The 16,587-nt window shown below is 65.4% G+C and carries 15 protein-coding genes and 1 pseudogene (1 of these 16 running past the window's edge); 7 read left to right on the top strand and 9 right to left on the bottom strand.

What is annotated here, in order from left to right:
• The 5 genes from WI560_RS29020 to WI560_RS29000 all read right to left on the bottom strand — a co-directional run.
• A protein-coding gene (locus WI560_RS29020) for a TRAP transporter substrate-binding protein (RefSeq protein ID WP_375305918.1) crosses the window boundary here: on the bottom strand, nucleotides 1-319 show its 5' end (the start). 770 nt of this gene lie to the left of the window's left edge; the window shows 319 of its 1,089 coding nt (coding positions 1-319); it begins with the start codon at nucleotides 317-319; its stop codon lies off the left edge, out of view.
• 183 nt (nucleotides 320-502) lie between these two features.
• Nucleotides 503-1,816: an NAD(P)H-dependent oxidoreductase gene (locus tag WI560_RS29015; protein WP_375305917.1), complete on the bottom strand. Its 1,314-nt coding sequence runs from the start codon at nucleotides 1,814-1,816 to the stop codon at nucleotides 503-505.
• A gap of 161 nt (nucleotides 1,817-1,977) precedes the next feature.
• A complete protein-coding gene (locus WI560_RS29010) occupies nucleotides 1,978-2,778 on the bottom strand; it encodes a phytanoyl-CoA dioxygenase family protein (protein ID WP_375305916.1) in 801 nt (266 codons plus the stop codon).
• Between the two features lie 138 nt (nucleotides 2,779-2,916).
• Nucleotides 2,917-3,594: a GntR family transcriptional regulator gene (locus tag WI560_RS29005; RefSeq protein ID WP_375305915.1), complete on the bottom strand. Its 678-nt coding sequence runs from the start codon at nucleotides 3,592-3,594 to the stop codon at nucleotides 2,917-2,919.
• Nucleotides 3,595-3,780: 186 nt separating this feature from the next.
• Nucleotides 3,781-4,638 carry a sigma-70 family RNA polymerase sigma factor gene (locus WI560_RS29000; RefSeq protein ID WP_375305914.1) on the bottom strand — a complete coding sequence of 286 codons (858 nt, stop codon included), beginning with the start codon at nucleotides 4,636-4,638 and terminating at the stop codon, nucleotides 3,781-3,783.
• A gap of 99 nt (nucleotides 4,639-4,737) precedes the next feature.
• On the opposite strand from WI560_RS29000, the gene WI560_RS28995 reads away from it, so the two are divergent.
• Entirely contained in the window at nucleotides 4,738-5,193 is a 456-nt protein-coding gene (locus WI560_RS28995) for a carboxymuconolactone decarboxylase family protein (RefSeq protein ID WP_257197954.1), read from the top strand.
• Nucleotides 5,194-5,370: 177 nt separating this feature from the next.
• Here the strand turns inward: WI560_RS28995 and WI560_RS28990 are convergent, their stop codons facing one another.
• Together WI560_RS28990 and WI560_RS28985 are read right to left on the bottom strand one after the other, a co-directional pair.
• Entirely contained in the window at nucleotides 5,371-6,183 is an 813-nt protein-coding gene (locus WI560_RS28990) for an alpha/beta fold hydrolase (RefSeq protein ID WP_375305913.1), read from the bottom strand.
• A 2-nt stretch (nucleotides 6,184-6,185) separates the two neighbouring features.
• Nucleotides 6,186-7,004, bottom strand: coding sequence for an alpha/beta fold hydrolase (locus tag WI560_RS28985; protein ID WP_375305912.1), 819 nt, complete (start codon nucleotides 7,002-7,004; stop codon nucleotides 6,186-6,188).
• A gap of 137 nt (nucleotides 7,005-7,141) precedes the next feature.
• Here WI560_RS28985 and WI560_RS28980 point away from each other — a divergent pair, with 137 nt between their 5' ends.
• On the top strand, nucleotides 7,142-7,684 hold the full coding sequence (locus WI560_RS28980) for a methylated-DNA--[protein]-cysteine S-methyltransferase (RefSeq protein ID WP_257176310.1): 543 nt from the start codon (nucleotides 7,142-7,144) through the stop codon (nucleotides 7,682-7,684).
• A 120-nt stretch (nucleotides 7,685-7,804) separates the two neighbouring features.
• On the opposite strand, the gene WI560_RS28975 is transcribed toward WI560_RS28980, so the two are convergent.
• Nucleotides 7,805-9,349 (bottom strand): acyl-CoA synthetase, encoded by a 1,545-nt coding sequence (locus tag WI560_RS28975; RefSeq protein WP_375305911.1) that lies wholly within the window; start codon nucleotides 9,347-9,349, stop codon nucleotides 7,805-7,807.
• A gap of 118 nt (nucleotides 9,350-9,467) precedes the next feature.
• Nucleotides 9,468-10,640 (bottom strand): acetyl-CoA C-acetyltransferase, encoded by a 1,173-nt coding sequence (locus WI560_RS28970; protein ID WP_375305910.1) that lies wholly within the window; start codon nucleotides 10,638-10,640, stop codon nucleotides 9,468-9,470.
• Nucleotides 10,641-10,851: 211 nt separating this feature from the next.
• Here WI560_RS28970 and WI560_RS28965 point away from each other — a divergent pair, with 211 nt between their 5' ends.
• The 5 genes and pseudogenes from WI560_RS28965 (at nucleotide 10,852) to WI560_RS28945 (ending at nucleotide 16,498) form a co-directional block, all read left to right on the top strand.
• Nucleotides 10,852-11,445 carry a TetR family transcriptional regulator gene (locus WI560_RS28965; RefSeq protein WP_375305909.1) on the top strand — a complete coding sequence of 198 codons (594 nt, stop codon included), beginning with the start codon at nucleotides 10,852-10,854 and terminating at the stop codon, nucleotides 11,443-11,445.
• Nucleotides 11,446-11,500: 55 nt separating this feature from the next.
• Nucleotides 11,501-12,259, top strand: coding sequence for an SDR family NAD(P)-dependent oxidoreductase (locus WI560_RS28960; protein ID WP_257197801.1), 759 nt, complete (start codon nucleotides 11,501-11,503; stop codon nucleotides 12,257-12,259).
• A 230-nt stretch (nucleotides 12,260-12,489) separates the two neighbouring features.
• A pseudogene (locus WI560_RS28955) lies at nucleotides 12,490-13,294 on the top strand (enoyl-CoA hydratase/isomerase family protein).
• Between the two features lie 43 nt (nucleotides 13,295-13,337).
• Nucleotides 13,338-15,209, top strand: a complete 1,872-nt coding sequence (locus tag WI560_RS28950; RefSeq protein ID WP_375305908.1) for an AMP-binding protein — start codon at nucleotides 13,338-13,340, stop codon at nucleotides 15,207-15,209.
• A gap of 161 nt (nucleotides 15,210-15,370) precedes the next feature.
• Entirely contained in the window at nucleotides 15,371-16,498 is a 1,128-nt protein-coding gene (locus WI560_RS28945; protein WP_375305907.1) for an acyl-CoA dehydrogenase family protein, read from the top strand.
• Nucleotides 16,499-16,587 lie beyond the last annotated feature (89 nt).

The raw sequence follows: 16,587 nt of genomic DNA, 5'->3' as shown, positions 1-16,587 counted from the left end.
ACGCCGGGTTCTTGCCCCAATAATAATACAGTGCGGTGTTGCCCATCTCGACGGTGCCGTTGGCGACGGCGTCGAGCACCTGCAGGCCAGGCACGAGCTCGCCTGCAGCAAAGGGCTGGATCTGGAAACGATTGTCCGTGATCTCGGCCACGCGCTTGCAGAAATATTCGCAGCCGCCATAGAGCGTATCGAGTGATTTCGGCCAGCTCGCGGCGAGCCGCCATTTCACCTCGGGCATCGATTGTGCGATAGCTGGCGATGCGACTGCGCTTGCGGCAAGGCCCAGTCCGCCCGCCGTCAGGAATTTACGACGTTCCATGCGTTTCCCTCCTGTGATGCCGAGTCCTCGACGAGGGATCGCGGTCTTGACGCCGCTTTCGTCTTCGTCGCTGGCCGACGTTTCCTTATGTATGTCCGAAGTTCAGTATTCCCGGATCGCGGTCAGCATGACCAAAGGGGAACCTCAAATCAAGCGCGCTTTGGTTGTGCCCTGGCAAGCCGGTCAATGCTGCGCTGCGAATGCGGTTTCCATAACCTTGCGCGTCTTCACCGTTTCGTTGCCCGCATCGAATTCGACATCGCTCCAGCGCACCACCGCGCCATGGGCGACGTCATGTTTCAGCTTCACGCGATGGGCGAGTCCGATCGGCAAGGCGCCGGCCCGCAGGCTCGCGGCGGCCGGTACCAGCTTGCCCCACACCGTATAGCCCCCCTCGCCGTCGAGCATCTCGCCCGCGCGCAAATTCCGCTTGGCGACTGCCGCCACGTCGCCGCGGAAGCCGCTGGCCTGGCCGGTCGGCTCACCCCGCAGCGCGGCCGACAGCACCGAGATGTTCAACTCGAGCCCGATCAGATGATAGGGCTTGTACATCGCAGCAAAGCGTCCGCTGGCGTCGGTCTTCAGGCCGTATTGCCGGAAGCAGTCGGCGGCATAATCGCTCGGAGCCTCCAGCACGACATAGACACCCCAGCGCAGGTCGCGGAACACCGGCCGGCCGTCGCGCTCGAGCGAGGAGACGACCTCGACCACGCCAGGTCGCTCCAGCACGCCGCCGCGCGAGCGCGGCCGCATGATGTGCGGCAGATCGTCGACGCCGCAGGGCGGAAACAGCAGGCCGTCCGCGGGCACGTCGAGCGCGCAGGCATTGGCGATCGCGGCCATCTCGATCGCCGATTTGGTGCCGTCGAGAAACGAGTTGAACATCTGCGGGTTCATGCCGGCCGACTGCGCCTCGCCTGCGGTCAGGCCGTAATGCTGCCAGACGCCGTCAGGCGTCACGTCGTGATAGGCCGGCAGATATTTCGTGCCTTTGCCGGCGGCGACGACGTGGAAGCCCGTGGCGCGGGCCCAGTCGACCATCTCGGCGGTGAGCGCCGGCTGGTCACCGTAAGCGAGCGAATAGACCACACCCGCCTTGCGCGCTTCCTCGGCGAGCAGGGGGCCCGCCAGCACGTCGGCCTCGACATTCACCATCACGATATGCTTGCCCGCGGCGATCGCGGCGCGCGCATGCTTGATGCCGGCCGCGGGATTGCCGGTCGCCTCCACCACTACGTCCATCGCACCGCCGGCAATGGCGCGCGCGCCGTCATCGGTGAACATTGTCGCGGCGATCCGCTCCGCGTCCCAGCCGACAGTGCGGCAGGCCTCGCGCGCGCGCTCGCGGTCGATGTCGACGATGATGGGCACCTCCAGCCCGGGCGTGTGCGGCACCTGCGCCAGAAACATCGAGCCGAATTTGCCCGCGCCGATCAATGCGACCCGGACGGGCTTGCCGGCGGAGGCGCGGGCCTGGAGGAGGCGGAAGAGGTTCATGGGAATGTCCTGCTAAACTATCGTGTCCCGGACGCGATGCAGCGTAAACGCTGCTCCGCAGAGCCGGGACCCAGGGAAACTAACCCGTGTGGCATGGGCCCCGGCTCTGCAGCGCATCGTCGAAGAGACGCTGCGCTGCATCCGGGGCACGAGACCTCAGACTACTCCGCCGCCTGCCGCGGTGCACGGGCGAGCCGCAGCAGCGCATCGTCGTCCACCGTCTTGATCGGGGTAAAGTCGCGATGGGCGATGTAGTCCGGCCGCGTCGGGGTCCGGATGTAGTTGGAGACCGCGTTCAGCGTCAGATACACGATCTTGCGCGGATAGGGAGTGATGTTGCCGGCGGAGCCGTGCACGAGATTGCCGTGGAACATCAGCATGCCGCCGGGCTTGCCGGTCGGCGCGACGATGCCGCCCTGCTCGACGAGGCGCGTCACCGTCGCCTCGTCCAGCGTCCAAAGCGGATAGGAGGTGGTGGCGAGGTCGTGCGAGGCCTCGAGATCGCCGGCGTTCTGGCTGCGCGGCACCAGCATCAGGGGGCCGTTGATCGGCATCACCTCGTCGAGGAAGATCGCGATGTTCATCGCCCGCGGCTCCGGCATCCCGTCGTCGCGCTTCCAGGTGCCGTAATCCTGGTGCCACTGCCAGACGTCGCCGGTGAAGGCTGATTTCGCGTTGATCTTGAACTGGTGCATGTAGACGGGCTCGCCGAACAATTGCTCGACCGGCTCGATCATGCGCGGGTGCGCGCCGAGAATGCCGAAGGCCTCGTTGTAGAGATGCGCGGCAAAGGCCGTGCGCGGCGCGCCGCTCTTCTCGCGCCAGACCTCCGGCCGGTTGGCGTCGTAGATGCCGACCGCCTCGCGCGCCAGCAGATCGACCTCCTCTTGGGCAAACAGCTCGGGCAGGAACAGCCAGCCCTCGCGGTGGAAGAACTCCAATTGCTCCTGAGACAGTCTCATGGGTCGTCCTCCTTGGTTTGTTATTTGTTGTCTCTCTCTCGTCGTGGCCGGGCTTGACCCGGCCATCCACGTCTTGGCGTCACGTTCAAAAGAACGTGGATGCCCGGCACAAGGCCGGGCATGACGGAGCGCGGTGTCCTACGCCGCCGCCTCGTCGCTCGCCCTCAACCTCTCCTCGGTCATCCGCCCCGCCGTTTGCGCATGCGCCAGCGCGGCGCGTTCGGCCGCGCTCGCATCGCCTGCGAGAATATGCCCGGCGATGCCGGCGTGCTCGGCCCAGGCGCTGCCGCGATAGTCGAGCTCCGACAGCACCGTCGCCATCGAGCGGCGCATATGCGGCCATTGCGGCGCGATCGTCGCCTCGATCACGGGATTGCCGGCGAGCTGATAGATCGCGCGGTGAAAATCGACATCGAGCACGATGAGTTCGGCCAGGGGCGTCGCGCTGTCGATGCGGCCTCCGGCGGCCAGCGACGCTTCCAGCCGCGCGCGGCCGGCCGCGTCGGATCCCGCGCGTCGTGCCGCGAGCCGGGCCGCCAGCGCATCGATCGCGCCGCGCACCTCGTAGAGCTGGCGGATGCGTGCAGGGTCGAGCTGGGTGACCTCGAAGCCGCGCTTGCCGCTCTCGGCCACGAGACCCTGGCGGTGCAGCAGATGCAGCGCGTGCGACACCGGCTGGCGCGACACGCCGAGCTTGTCGGCAAGCTCGTTCTGGCGGATGCGCCGGCCGGGCTCGAGCGTGCGGTCGGAGATCGCCTCCAGGATGCGTGCATAGACCTGGTCGATCAGGTTCGGGAGCGGGTCGAGAGGGATCACGCCGGCAGCTCCGAAAGGCAAGAGGGAATACGGAATTCCGTATTCGAAGCTACGCTCGGACAGGTGGGCCCGTCAAGCGGTATCGGAGGGTGACGCAACGCCCCGTCGGGGCACCGGCTAAGCCTTTGATATCGCTAGGCCCATCTACTGTGCATGGGGTTGTTTTCGCGATATTGCGCCTCGGGCTCAGCCCTCCAGCACCTCGACCTCCAGCGTAGCGAGCCGCTCCGCATCAGCCAGGGCCTCGATCCCGGCAATGCGGTCGTTCTTGAACGTCACGCGCACCGCGATGCGCAGCTGCCCGCCGAGGATGACGGCCACCCCGATCTCGCCGTCGACCAGCGCGGTCCGCGCCGCCCGGGCACGGCCCTTGTAGAGCTGCGCGACCGCATCCGCGCCGCGGATCTCAGCCAGCGTGCCGAGCCGCATCGCGGCCTCGTCGGCGCGGAAGACGACGTCGGGATCGAGCACGGCCAGCAGCCCTTCGAAATTGCCCTCACGCGATGCCTTGAGGAAGGCATCGACGATTGTGCGCTGGCGTGACAGGTCGGTCTCGGGCACCGGCGCTCCCTGCACGCGCCGCCGCGCGCGGCTGGCGAGCTGCCGCGACGCCTCGACCGAACGGCCCACGATCGGCGCGATCTCCTCGAACGGCACCGCGAACATGTCGTGCAGCACGAAGGCGAGCCGCTCCGCAGGCTGCAGCGTTTCCAGCACCACGAGCAGCGCCGCGCCGACGGAGTCGGCCATCTCGGCCTCGCGCAGCGGCGTCTCGTCGGCCGGCTCCGGCACATGCGGGCCCATCGGCTCTTCCTTGCGCGACTTCCGTGCGCGCAGCATGTCGAGGCAGATGCGCGCGACCACGGTGGTCAGCCAGCCGCGCAGATTCGCGATATCGGACATGTCGTAGCGGCTGACCCGCAGCCAGGCCTCCTGCACGGCATCATCGACCTCGGCGCGGGAACCCAGCATCCGGTAGGCGACCGCGCGCAAATGGTCCCTGCTGGCCTCGAACTGTTCAGTGAGAAGATTTTGCTCGGTCATCGGTCACATTCCCTCGTCGCGATCCGTCATGCCCATGACGAAGCCAATCCGGCCGATGTGACCGGAACCTTCGAAATTCGAGCGATGGAGACGAACATGATGCACGCCCGCATGAATCACCCCGTCATGGTCCTGCCCGAGGCCATGAACCTCCTGCAGTCCCTCGGCAATCTGACCAAGCAGGGCCTGCCGGAAAAGCTTCTGGAACTGGTGCACCTGCGCGCTAGCCAGATCAACGGATGCAGCGTCTGTGTCGACATGCATCCCAAGATCGCCCGCAAGCTGGGTGAGACCGACGAGCGCCTGTTCGCCGTGTCTGCCTGGCGCGAGGCGCCCTATTTCACCGACGCCGAGCGCGCCGCGCTGGCGCTGACCGAGGCCGTCACCCGTCTCGCCGATCGCGAGGATCCGGTGCCGGATGCGGTCTGGAGCGAGGCCGACAAGCATTACGACGAACGCGAGCTCGCCACGCTGATCCTGTCGATCGCGACCATCAACGTCTGGAACCGGCTGAACGCAACGGTCAAGATGCCGGTCGGTGGGTGGAAAGTGTGAGGTCTTCTTCGCCTCTCCCCGCTTGCGGGGAGAGGCCGGAATTTGCATCGCAAATTCCGGGTGAGGGGGCTCTCCGCGAGTCTCATGCTCACCGTCTGCGCGGAGACTCCCCTCACCCCAACCCTCTCCCCGCAAGCGGGGCGAGGGAGATCAACGACGGTGCGCTCCTTACAACGCCTATTCCGCCAAGAACCGGTTCACCACGTCGCCGAGCTCCAGCGGCGCCTGCTCGAACATCCAATGGCCGGCGTTCGGAATCACCGCCGTCTCAGCTCCCACGATGTGCGCAGCCAGCACGCGCCACATCACTGACAGGCTTCCTGTCGTGGCGCCGCCGCCGATCAGCAGCGTCGGCGTCCGGATCGCCTGCGCGTCCTTGAGCGTGTAGGGCCGGCGCTGCTCGTTGATCTGGCCGATGAAGGTCAGCGCGTTGTCGCGCAGCTGCTGCTTCGCCGCCGCCGGCACGCGCCGCCAGGCGCCGTCGCCTTCGATGCCCTCGTAGAAATTCTGCAGCGCGCCCTCGATGTCGCCGGCGCGGATCATCTCGACCGAGCGCGCCGTGCGTGCCGCCAGCGGCGGATGCGCAGGCGTGCCTTCGGGGAGCGGCAGGCTGGCGTCGAGATCGCCGCCGGGCTCGGCCAGCACCAGTTTTCGCAGCAGATCCGGCCGCGCTTGCGCCACGCGGAACGCGATATGGCCGCCCCGCGAATGGCCCAACAAATCGACCGGCCCAGGCTTCACCTGCTCGATGAAGGCGATGGTGTCCGAAACATGCTGCGCCATCTTGTAGTCGTCGCCGACGGCGTCCCAATGCTCGGGGAAGAAATGTCGCAGGCTGACCGCGATCACGCGATGGGTCTTCGACAGCGGGCCGAGCACCGCATACCAGGTGCGGAAATCCCCGAGCGTGCCGTGCACGCAGACCAGCGGCGGGCCGCTCCCGACTTCGAGATAGGCCATGTCGTAATCGTTGACGCGGAATGTCTGCATGATCAGCTCGCCAGAAAATCCAGCACCACTTCGGAATATCTCTGCGGCGCCTGCTCGAACATCGGATGCGTCGCATTCGGGATGATCGCCGTCTTGGAATAGGGCACATGCGCGGCCAGCGCATGCAGCACTTTCGGCAGCAGGCCCTTGGTCCGCGCGCCCAGGATGAACAGTGTCGGCATCCGGATCGATTCCGCATCCGTCTTCGAGAACGGCGGACGATTGTCGCGGACCTGCCCGATCAATGTATAGGCGTTGTCGCGAAGGTTCTGCTTCACCATCGCCGGCAGCCGCGGCCAGGTGCCGGCGCCTTCCAGCGTGTCGACGAAGACGGCGAGCCCGCCGTCGACATCACCCGCTGCGATCTTCTCGGCCGAGGCCGTGAAGCGCGCCAGCAGCGGCGAGGGGCCGCCGACGTAATCGGGATCGAGGCTGACATCGAGCTCGCCGCCGGGCTCCGCCAGGACGAGCCGTCGCAGCAGATCGGGGCGTTGCTGCGCGACACGAAAGCAGATGTGCCCGCCGCGGGAATGGCCCATCAGGTCGACGGGACCAAGGTCGAGCTTCTCGATGAAGGCGATGACGTCCTGGACATGCTGGGCGATCGAATAGGTGTCGCCGATGCCGTCCCAGCGGTCGGGAAAGAAATGCCGCAGGCTGACAACGATTGCCCGGCGCTGCTGCGTCAGCGGTCCGAGCACGCAGCCCCAGACCCGGAAGTCGTTGAGTGAGCCGTGCACGCAGACCAGCGGCGGCCGGCCCCTGTCATCCCCCACGTCGAGATAAGGCATGTCGTAACCGTTGACGTGGAGGCTTTGCATGCGGGACTCGCGAGGTGGGCGGAACTCTTGTGCAAGATTCCCGGAAACCGGGTGGATCGCAACTATTTCCAAGCCTAGATTTGGGCCGAGATCACGATGGGGGCATGCGACGAGGACGCAAGCTCAGGAACCAAGCCATGACCGACCAGCATTTCGCCCTGTTCGACACCCGGATCGGCCTTTGCGCCATCGCCTGGGGCCCGCGCGGCATCAACGGCACGCAATTGCCGATGGGTGGCGAAGAGAAGATCCGCACCCGCATCAGCCAGCGCCACGCCGAGGCCACTGAGACCGAGCCGACCGCGGAGGTGCAGCAGGCGATCGACCGCATCACAAGACTGCTCGCGGGCGAGCCGGATGACCTCACCGACATTGCCCTCGATCTCGACGGAGTGCCCGAGTTCAACCGCGGCGTCTATGAGATCGCCCGCGCGATTCCGCCGGGCAAGACCATCACCTATGGCGACATCGCCAAGCAGCTCGGCGGTGTTCAGCTGTCGCGCGACGTCGGCCAGGCGCTCGGCCGCAATCCGTGCCCGATCGTGGTGCCCTGCCATCGCGTGCTCGCCGCCGGCAACAAGCCCGGCGGCTTCTCGGCCAATGGCGGCGTGGTCACCAAGCTGAAGATGCTCGAGATCGAAGGCGCGCTGGTGAACCACACGCCGAGTCTGTTTGATTGAGACGGCTTGCACTGACTTCGTAGGGTGGGCAAAGCGGAGCGTGCCCACCGAACCTATTGTCACATGGACAGGTGGTGGGCACGGCGCTTCGCGCCTTTGCCCACCCTACGAGATCGCGGGCTAAATCTTCGCTGCCGCCTTCGGCCAATACCGATCGCGCAGATGCCGCTTCACCAGCTTGCCGGTCGGCGTGCGCGGCAGCTCGGGCTCGAAATCGATCGAGCGCGGGCACTTGATGGCGGAGAGGCGGCCCTTGCAATAGGCGATCAGATCCGCCTCCAGCGCCTTGCCGGCGCGGCTCATGTCGTGCGGCTGCACCACCGCCTTCACCTCTTCGCCCATCTCCTCGTTCGGAACGCCGAACACCGCGACGTCGGCGACCTCAGGATGGGTGATCAGCACGTCCTCGGTCTCCTGCGGGTAGATGTTCACGCCGCCCGAGATGATCATGTAAGACTTGCGGTCGGTGAGATAGAGGAAGCCGTCCTTGTCGAGGTAGCCGACATCGCCGAGCGTCGACCAGCCCTTGGCGTTGTAGGCTTTCTTCGTTTTCTCGGGATCATTGTGATAGGTGAATGCGGGCGCGTCGGCGAAATAGACCGTGCCGATCTCGCCCACCGGCTGCTCCTCGTCGTTCTCGTCGAGGATCTTGACCTTGCCGACCACGGCGCGGCCGACGCTGCCGCGATGCTCCAGCCATTGCTGCGAGCTGCAGACGGTGACGCCGTTGCCTTCCGAGCCCGCGTAATACTCGATCAGGATCGGCCCCCACCATTCGATCATCTTCGCCTTGACGTCGACCGGGCAGGGCGCGGCGGCGTGGATCGCCCCCTTCAATGTGGAAACGTCATACTTAGTGCGGACCTCGTCCGGAAGCTTCAGCATGCGCACGAACATGGTCGGCACAAGCTGCGATTGGGTGACCTTGTACTTCTCGACCAGCTTCAGGAACTCTTCGGCGTCGAAGTGCTCCATGATGATGGAGGTGCCGCCGAGCACGATCGCCATCATGTTGAAGCGCAAGGGGGCGGCGTGATAGAGCGGCGCAGGCGACAGATAGATGCTGTCGGTGTTCATGCCGCACATGTCGGCGCAGAGCACGCGCAGAAGCGGGTTCGGCTCGTCGATCGCTTTACCTTCGAAGGCCTTCTTGACGCCCTTGGGCCGGCCGGTGGTGCCGGACGAATACAGCATGTCGTAGCCGGCGATCTCGTCTGCGATCGGCGTGGTCGGTTGCGCGGCGGCTTCCTTGTCGTAGGAACGGAAGCCGGGCAGCGGCTCGTCCATCATGTAAAAGATCGGCTCGCCGGCGGTGCCCTTGATCAGGCCCTTGATCTGGTCGGCGCATTGCGGGGTGGTGATCACGACTTTGGCGCCGCAATCGGCGATGATGTAGTCGATCTCGTCCTGCTTCAGGTAGCGGCTGATCGCGGTGTAGTAGAGCCCGCTGCGCTGCGCGGCCCAGCACAGCTCCATGAAGGCGAGACGGTTCTCCATCAATAGCGCGATGTGGTCGCCGGCCTTCAGCCCGAGCGAGCGGAACAGCTGCGCGCCCTGGTTCGAGAGCTCGTCGAGCTCGCGATAGGTGATCGCCTTGCCGGCGCCGGCCATCTGGTAGGCGATCTTGTCGGGCGTGGTGCGGGCGTGGATGGAGGGGTGGGTCATGGCGTTTCCTTCAAAACGCGAATGGCGAGTAGCGAGTGGCGAATAGGGAAGAAGGGCAAACCGCTCTTCGCCTACTCACCATTCGCTACTCGCCACTCACTACTCGCTTTTGTTCTTCTTACAGCCGCTCCACGATCGTCACGTTGGCCATGCCGCCGCCTTCGCACATGGTCTGCAGGCCATAGCGCTTGCCGCGCTGATGCAGGGCGTGCACCAGCGTCGTCATCAGCTTGGTGCCGGAGCCGCCGAGGGGATGGCCGAGCGCGATGGCGCCGCCGTTGACGTTGAGACGCTCGGGATCGGCGCCGGTGGTCTTGAGCCAGGCGGTCGGCACCGAGGCGAAGGCCTCGTTGACTTCGAACAGGTCGATGTCGCCGATCTTCATGCCGGCCTTCTCCAGCGCGCGCTTGGTCGCGTGCAAAGGCGCGTCCAGCATGATGACGGGATCGCCGCCCATCATCGTCATGTGATGGACGCGCGCGATCGGCTTGACGCCGAGCTGCTTCAGGCCCTTCTCGTTCACCACCATGACGCCGGAGGCGCCATCGCAGATCTGGCTGGCGCTGGCGGCGCTGAGCTTACCATTCTCGGCGATCAGCTTAACGCCCTTGATGCCGTCGAGTGTGACGTCGAAGCGGATGCCTTCGTCGATATGGTGGGTGTCCTTGGAGCCGTCGGCGCGGGTGATCTCGAGCGGCACGATCTCTTTCTTGAAGTGGCCGGCCTGCGTTGCCGCGATCGCGCGCTGATGGCTGTCGTAGGAATATTGGTCGAGCTCGTCCTTGGAGAGGCCGTACTTCTCCGCCATCATCTCCGCGCCGGTGAACTGGCTGAACACGATGTTCGGATACTTCTTCTCGATGCCCGGGCTCTTGTAATTGCCGAAGCCGTTCTTGGCGGGAAGTTGCGAGGACAGGCCCATCGGCACGCGCGTCATCGATTCCACGCCGGCGGCGATCACGACGTCCATGGCGCCCGACATCACCGCCTGCGCGGCGAAGTGCAGCGCCTGCTGCGAGGAGCCGCACTGGCGGTCGATCGAGGTGCCCGGCACGCTCTCCGGCAGCTTCGAGGCCATCACCGCGTTGCGCGCGACGTTGTTGGACTGCTCGCCAACCTGCATGACGCAGCCCATGATCACGTCCTCGACCAAGGCAGGATCGACCTTGGTGCGATCGACCAGCTCGTCCAGCACCTTCGCGGCGAGATCGGCCGGATGCCAGCCGGCGAGGCGGCCCCCCTTGCGCCCGCCGGCGGTACGCGCAGCGGCGACGATGTAAGCCTCGGCCATGTCGGTTTCTCCCTGAATTCTTGATTGGAGTTGGGTGTCGAGGGCGGATTTAAGGGACGGGAGATCGTTTAGTCAATCGATCAATTAACTCTTGTGATGAGGCGCTGCTTGGGCTTATCTGCGCCCCGCTTCGAGCGGCGAACAGGGATCTTCTGTGGCTACCAGCGTACCGAACAGGCTCCCGAGCGGGAAGAATTCCACGGCGGAGAAATTGCTCGTGGCCGCGAGCGAGCTGATGATCGAACGCTCCTCGATCGAGATCTCGCTGTCCGACATCGCGCAGAAGTCGGGCGCGAATGCCGCGCTGGTCAAATATCATTTCGGCAACAAGGACGGCCTGCTGCTGGCGCTGCTGGCGCGGGATGCCGCAACCGAAATGTCAAACCTCGAATACCTTCTGGCGCAGCCGATCACGGCGACGGCGAAGCTGAAGCTGCACATCGCCGGCATCATCCGCGCCTATCACCGGTTTCCCTACATGAACCGGCTGATCCATTATCTTCTGCACGAAACCAGTGCGAGTTCCGCCGACGAAGTCTCGCAATTCTTCGTCGCGCCGCTGCTGGATTTCCACCGCCGACTGCTCGCGGAGGGCGTCAGCCGCGGCGAATTCCGCGCCACCGATCCGGTGCTGTTCTACACCAGCCTGATCGGCGCCTGCGATCACCTGTTCTTCGGCCGGCACGCGATGTCCCGCGCGACCGGCGTCGGTCCGGTCACCGACGACGTCTGCCGGCAATATATCAAGCACATGGAAACGCTGATCTGCGGCGGCATCCTCACGGAAGCCGTTGCAGCCGGATGATCCGGCTGAACCTCTCAAAGTCTAGAGAAGAAACGTCCAAGGAAAGGTACAAGCGATGCAGTTGAAAGACGTAGCCGTTCTCATCACCGGCGGCGGTTCGGGCCTGGGCGAAGCCACCGCCCGCGCCATGGCGGCCAAGGGCGCCAAGATCGGCGTGATCGACCAAAACAAGGACAACGCCGAGAAGGTCGCTGCAGAAGTGAAGGGCATTGCGCTGCATGCCGACGTCACCAGCGAAGAGCAGATCAAGGCGGCAATCGCGAAAGCCGAGGCCGCGCATGGCGTTGCGCGGGTGCTGATGAACTGCGCCGGCATCGGCGGCTCGCAGCGCATCGTCGGCCGCGACGGCGTCTATCCGCTGGAAAAGTTCGCGCGCATCATCAACGTCAATCTGATCGGCACCTTCAATTGCCTGCGTCTTTTCGCCGAGCGCCTCGTCACGATCGAGCCGGTCGGCGAAGAGCGCGGCGTCATCATCAACACGGCGTCGGTTGCCGCTTATGAAGGCCAGATCGGCCAGATCGCCTATTCGGCGTCGAAGGGCGGCGTCGTCGGCCTGACCCTGCCGGCCGCGCGCGACCTCGCCAGCCAGAAGATCCGCGTCAACACTATCGCGCCCGGCCTGTTCTTCACGCCCCTGCTGATGGGCCTGAACGAAGAGGCGCGCAAGAGCCTGGGTGCCCAGGTGCCGCATCCCTCACGACTCGGCGATGCCGCCGAATACGGCTCGCTCGCGGTGCACATCGTCGAGAACCCGATGCTGAACGGCGAGACCATCCGTCTCGACGGCGCCATCCGCATGGCGCCGCGGTAGGCGAGGTGCTTCTTCCTTCTCCCCTCTTGTCCGCCGAAGCCTTCAGGCGAAGGCGGATGTGGGAGAAGGTGGCGCGAAGCGCCGGATGAGGGTCTCTATCCGCGATCCCACCCGCGGAGACAAACCCCTCACCCAAGCGAGTTCGTCGCCAATTATGTGCATGCCCTCTCCCGCAAGGGGAGAGGGCGCAGCAACCAGCACTGCCACCAGCGGCATGCACGAGGCCCCTCATGTCCCAACCGCTGCTGATCGAGCATGACGACGGCGTCGACCGGGTGACGCTCAATCGTCCCGAACACCTCAACGCGCTCGATCCTGCGCTGATCGACGCGCAACGACTATTTCCAGGGCCTGCAACGCAACCGCGACACGCGTGTCGTGGTGCTCAAGGGCGCCGGCAAGAATTTCTGCGCGGGCCTCGATCTCAAGGCCGCGATGGCGCGCCGTGCCGGGCAGCAGGAGCCGCCTGGCGTCACGGAGTCGCTGGATTCGCAACGCCGCATCGCCGACATCGTGATGCTGATGCGGCGTTGCCCGCAGCCGATCCTGTCGCTGGTGCAGGGCGCGGCCGCGGGCGGCGGCTTTGCGCTGGCACTCGCCTCCGACATCCGCATAGCGACGAAATCGGCGCGGATGAATTGCGCCTTCATCAAGCTCGGCCTCGGCGGCTGCGACATCGGCACCAGCTATTTCCTGCCGCGCCTCGTCGGCGTCTCCGTCGCATCGGAACTGATCCTCACCGGGCGCTTCATCGGCGCCGAGCGGGCGCTTGCGGTCGGCCTGGTCTCGGAGGTCGTCGGCGAGGACAAGCTCGACGAAGCGGCCGAGCCCTATGTCGAGGCGATGATGACGGCTTCGCCGGTGGGCCTGCGCCTGTCCAAGGAATGCCTCAACATGAGCGTCGATGCCGGCTCGCTGGAGGCGGCGATCGCGATGGAGGATCGCAACCAGGTCCTGTGCAGCCGCTCTGAAGAGTTTTCGGAAGGCATCAGGGCCTTCCTTGAGAAGCGAAAGCCTGTCTATATCAAGCGCTGAACCACGAAGATCCGCAAAGGACAATAATTCCGGGAGACGCAAAATGAGTGGAAGCGCGGCGGCTGTGATGACGAAGCCCGCCTTTCGCAAGGTCGAATGGCTCAAGCGCGACATCGACGTCGAGCGCCGCGCCGACGGCACGGTGGTGCTGAAGTCGCGCATTCCGCTGCAAGCTTACGAGACGCACATTCCGGCGTCGCTGGCGAAATGGGCGAAGGAAGCGCCCGAGCGCATCTGGCTGGCGCAGCGCGGCGGCCCGAACCGCGAATGGCGCAAGGTGTCCTATGCTGAAGCCAAGCGCACCGTGGATGCGCTCACGCAAGGCTTGCTCAATCTCAAGCTCGACGAACGGCCAGTCGCGATCCTCTCCGGCAATTCGATCGAGCATGCGCTGATGACGCAGGCCGCGATGCAGGCTCGTTCGCCGGCGGCGCCGGTGTCGCCGGCCTATTCGCTGATGAGCCACGATCACGTCAAGCTGAAGTATCTGTTCGACCTGATCAAGCCGGCCGTGCTGATGGTGCAGGACGGTCCGACCTTCGAGAAGGCGCTGAAGGCGCTCGATCTCAGCGGCGTCACCGTGGTTCACGTCGCTCGGCCCTGCGACGGCATCAAGAGCGTCAGCTTTGCCGAGTTGGCGGCCACGCCGGTGACGACGGACGTCGCGGATTCGATCGCAAGAATCACGCCGCAGACCGTCGGCAAGCTGCTGTTCACGTCGGGCTCGACCGGCATGCCGAAGGCCGTCATCAACACGCAGGAGATGATGTGCGCCAATGCCGCGATGATGATGCAGGTGCGGCCGCGCTCGCCTGACGGACCGATCGCGACCATGCTGGACTGGATGCCGTGGAATCACACCATGGGCGGCAACGCGGCGTTCCATCCGATCCTGGTCGATGGCGGCACGCTCTATATCGACGACGGACGGCCGATGCCGGGCCAGTTCGAGGAGACGCTGCGCAACCTTCGGGAGATCTCGCCGACCTATTACGCCAACGTGCCCGCCGGCTATGCAGCGCTTGCAGCCGCCATGGAGAAGGACGATGCGCTCTGCCGCTCGTTCTTCAAGAACCTTTCGATCATGGCCTATGGCGGTGCGCGGCTGCCGGACGATCTCTACGAGCGCATGCAGGCGCTGGCGGTGAAGACCACCGGCGAACGCATCGTGTTCTACACCGGCTGGGGCTCGACCGAGACCGCGCCGACCTCGACTGGCACCTATTGGGACACCGAGCGCGTCGGCCTGATCGGCCTGCCGTTCCCGGGGGTCGAGTTGAAGATGGTGCCGTGCGGCTCGAAATACGAGCTGCGCCTGCGCGGCGTCAACGTCACGCCCGGCTATTTCGGCCAGCCGGAACTGACGAAGAAGATGTTCGACGAGGAAGGGTTTTACTGCATCGGCGATGCCGGAATTTTCGTCGACGATTCCGATCCGGTAAAGGGCATCATCTTCGCGGGGCGGGTGGTCGAAGACTTCAAGCTCACCACCGGCACATTCGTGCATGTCGGCTCGCTCCGCACCGATGCGATCGCAGCCGCAACGCCTGTGGTGCATGACGCGCTGGTCGCGGGGCAGGATCGCGCCTTCATCGGCCTCCTGGCCTGGCCGAACCTGCATGCCTGCCGCCAGCTCGTCGGCAATCCTGATCTCAGCTTTGCTGACGCGGTGAAGCATCCCGAGGTGGTTGCCTGCTTCCGCCGCGGCCTGGAAGCTCACAACAAAGAATGCGAGGGAGCCAGCAGCCGCATCATCGCGCGCGCGATGCTGATGGTCGAGCCGCCCTCGATCGACGGCAATGAGCTCACCGACAAGGGCTACATCAACCAGCGCGCCGGCCTCGAGCGCCGCGCCGCGCTGGTGGAGCGGCTCTATGCGGACAGGCCGGATGACGACGTGATCGTGCTGCGATGAGGCCCGTCTCTCTCCCTCCGTCATTCCGGGATGCGCCGCAAGGCGCAGGCCCGGAATCCATAACCCCGGCTGGTGGTTATGGATTCCGGGCTCGCGCCAAGGGGCGCGCCCCGGAATGACGGCTCCAATGAATGACGACGAATAAACAAGGATAGCCCGCCATGAACTTCGACTTCTCCGACGATCAGAAACAGCTCCGCGACCAGGCGCGCAAATTCCTCGCTGAGAAATGCTCGCCAAAGGCGGTGCGCGTGGTGCTTGACGGCAAGGCGCCTTACGACAGGGAGCTGTGGAAGGGCCTCGCCGAGATGGGCTTCCTCGGCGTCGCGATTCCAGAGGAGTTCGGCGGCGCCGGCGCCGGCCATCTCGAGCTCTGCGTGATCGCGGAGGAGATGGGCCGCGCCAACGCGCCGGTGCCGTTTTCCTCGACTGTCTATCTCGCGGCCGAAGCGCTGTTGATCGCCGGCAGCGACGCGCAGAAGAAGAAGTGGCTGCCTGCAATCGCATCGGGCGACGCCATCGGCACGCTGGCGCTGTTCGAAGGCAAGGGCAACCCGTCGCCGAAGAATGTCAAGCTCGCGGCTGTGAACGGCGTGCTCAACGGCGTCAAGAAGCCGGTCGCCGACGGCGCGATCGCCGACTTCGCGGTGGTCGCCGCGCGCACCGGATCGAGCGGTCGCGACAGCGACATCTCGCTGTTCCTGGTCGACCTCAAGAGCGGCGGCGTCGAGGTGAAAAGCCTCACCAATCTCGATCCGACCCGCGGGCAGGCCGAGATCACGTTTAGGGACGCCAAGGCCGAGCCGCTCGGCGCTGCTGGCGAAGGCTGGAGCATCCTCACAGAGGTGCTCGATCGCGCCGCGGTGCTGTGCGCGTTCGAGCAGGTCGGCGGAGCCGATCGCGCGCTGGAGATGGGCCGAGACTACGCGCTCGACCGCATCGCCTTCGGCCGCCAGATCGGCTCGTTCCAGGCCGTCAAGCACATGCTCGCCGACATGTACGTCTCGGCGACGCTGGCGCGCTCCAACAGCTATTACGGCGCCTGGGCGCTCTCGACCAATGCCGCCGAGCTGCCGGAAGCCGCGGCCGCCGCGCGCATCAGCGCGACGCAGGCGTTCCAGCACTGCGCCAAGAACAACATCCAGGTTCACGGCGGCATGGGCTTCACCTGGGAGTTCGACTGCCACATGTACTACCGCCGCGCCAACGCGATGGCGCTGGGGCTCGGCAGCCTGTCCTATTGGGAGGACCAGTTGATCGATCGCATGCGCAAGAAGAACGCGGCGTAACCGCTTGTGTCCCGGACGCGGCGCGGAGCGCTGCAGAGCCGGGACCCAGGGGCCGCAATGGACCCCGGCTCTGCAGCGCACCGCTTCGC

Origin of the sequence: Bradyrhizobium sp. A11 (assembly GCF_042077125.1) — a bacterium.
Classification (GTDB): Bacteria; Pseudomonadota; Alphaproteobacteria; order Rhizobiales; family Xanthobacteraceae; genus Bradyrhizobium; species Bradyrhizobium japonicum_B.
Note: the sequence above shows the minus strand (reverse complement) of the source record. Positions and strands in the feature narration are given on the sequence as shown.

Excerpts from the sequence above, each read along its gene's own strand:
- WI560_RS29015 (WP_375305917.1), bottom strand. The coding sequence starts at position 1,816 with ATGAACCTCTTCCGCCTCCTCCAGGCCCGCGCCTCCGCCGGCAAGCCC.
- WI560_RS29010 (WP_375305916.1), bottom strand. The coding sequence starts at position 2,778 with ATGAGACTGTCTCAGGAGCAATTGGAGTTCTTCCACCGCGAGGGCTGG.
- WI560_RS29000 (WP_375305914.1), bottom strand. The coding sequence starts at position 4,638 with ATGACCGAGCAAAATCTTCTCACTGAACAGTTCGAGGCCAGCAGGGAC.
- WI560_RS28995 (WP_257197954.1), top strand. The coding sequence starts at position 4,738 with ATGCACGCCCGCATGAATCACCCCGTCATGGTCCTGCCCGAGGCCATG.
- WI560_RS28990 (WP_375305913.1), bottom strand. The coding sequence starts at position 6,183 with ATGCAGACATTCCGCGTCAACGATTACGACATGGCCTATCTCGAAGTC.
- WI560_RS28985 (WP_375305912.1), bottom strand. The coding sequence starts at position 7,004 with ATGCAAAGCCTCCACGTCAACGGTTACGACATGCCTTATCTCGACGTG.
- WI560_RS28980 (WP_257176310.1), top strand. The coding sequence starts at position 7,142 with ATGACCGACCAGCATTTCGCCCTGTTCGACACCCGGATCGGCCTTTGC.
- WI560_RS28975 (WP_375305911.1), bottom strand. The coding sequence starts at position 9,349 with ATGACCCACCCCTCCATCCACGCCCGCACCACGCCCGACAAGATCGCC.
- WI560_RS28970 (WP_375305910.1), bottom strand. The coding sequence starts at position 10,640 with ATGGCCGAGGCTTACATCGTCGCCGCTGCGCGTACCGCCGGCGGGCGC.
- WI560_RS28960 (WP_257197801.1), top strand. The coding sequence starts at position 11,501 with ATGCAGTTGAAAGACGTAGCCGTTCTCATCACCGGCGGCGGTTCGGGC.
- WI560_RS28950 (WP_375305908.1), top strand. The coding sequence starts at position 13,338 with ATGAGTGGAAGCGCGGCGGCTGTGATGACGAAGCCCGCCTTTCGCAAG.
- WI560_RS28945 (WP_375305907.1), top strand. The coding sequence starts at position 15,371 with ATGAACTTCGACTTCTCCGACGATCAGAAACAGCTCCGCGACCAGGCG.